1 pseudogene is annotated in these 1,290 nt (G+C 56.9%); it reads right to left on the bottom strand.

What is annotated here, in order from left to right:
- Window positions 1–1,204 (bottom strand): annotated as a pseudogene (locus MV985_RS09370) (DNA-directed RNA polymerase subunit A'); the annotation flags it as partial.
- Between the last annotated feature and the right edge of the window lie 86 nt (window positions 1,205–1,290).

Genomic DNA, 1,290 nt, shown 5'->3' with positions numbered 1-1,290 from the left:
CTATTATCTCGAGGTTGTTCTCCATGAGGCGTATTCTCCTGCCCTCTGGGTCGATGACGTAGTTTGCTCCAGGATACTTCTCGGGACCGTTGAGGACCATCTTCTTGAGCTTCTCGAAGTTGAACTCCGTAACCTTCTCTGGAACCGTAAGCTCCATCGCGACCGCGAGCGGAACACCGACCTCGTTGATGCTTATCATCGGGTCTGGGCTGATGACGGTACGGGCCGAGAAGTTGACGCGCTTACCGCTGAGGTTTCCTCTGAAGCGCCCCTCCTTACCCTTCAGCCTCTGGGAGAGCGTCTTGAGCGGCCTTCCACTCTTGTGCTTGGCCGGCGGAATGCCCGAGGTCTCGTTGTTGATGTAGGTCGTGACGTGATACTGGAGGAGGTCCCAGAGGTCTTCTATAATCAGCTGCGGCGCTCCGGCCTCGATGTTGGACTTGAGGCGGTTGTTTATCCTGATGATGTCGACGAGCTTGTGGGTGAGGTCATCCTCAGCTCTTATGCCGCTCTCGAGGGTGATGGAGGGCCTCATGGTAACGGGAGGAACCGGAAGGACAGTTAGGACCATCCACTCTGGTCTGGCCTTCTCGGGGTGCAGGCCGAGGAGCGGGAGGTCCTTGTTCGGTATCTTCTCGAGCCTGTCCCTAACTTCGCTCGGCATCATCCTGTGCTTGTACTCGTTGCCCTCCTCGTCCTTCCTAAGCTCGTAGTAGATCGTCGGCCTCTCGAACTTTATGGGGAACTGCGGCGCTCCACAGTGCGGGCAGACCATCCTCTCCTTCGCCTTCTTGTGTATCTCCTTGATGAGCCTGTCCTTGGCCTTCTTCCTGTCTCCCATGACCTCGAACTTGTGCATGTACTCCTCTATCTCCTCATCCGTGAGCTTTATCCTTCCGCACTCGCGGCAGGTGCTCTCCAGAACCCTCTGGATGGTCTTTGCAAAGCCCACGTGGATTATCGGTCTCGCGAGTTCAACGTGGCCGAAGTGGCCGGGGCACTCCCCGGCTCTTGCACCGCAGGTCTCACACCTGAGGCCCGGATCGACGACGCCGAGGCGCTTGTCCATGAGGCCGCCCTCTATGGGGTATCCGTCATCGTCGTAGGTGTCCGGTACTGTTATCTCGGCCGCGCTCATCTTCCTGATTTCCTGCGGTGAGAGGATTCCGAAATCGATACTCCCGATGACCTTTTTCATGTGCATGCTATCACACCCTATCCTTTAACTTCAGGGAGGGTCTTATCACCATCGCCTTCAGCTCGTCGAGCAGGAGTTTGAACGCATAGCTC

It is taken from the genome of Thermococcus sp. (assembly GCF_027012695.1).
Classification (GTDB): domain Archaea; phylum Methanobacteriota_B; class Thermococci; order Thermococcales; family Thermococcaceae; genus Thermococcus.
This window is presented reverse-complemented; position numbering and strand designations above follow the sequence as displayed.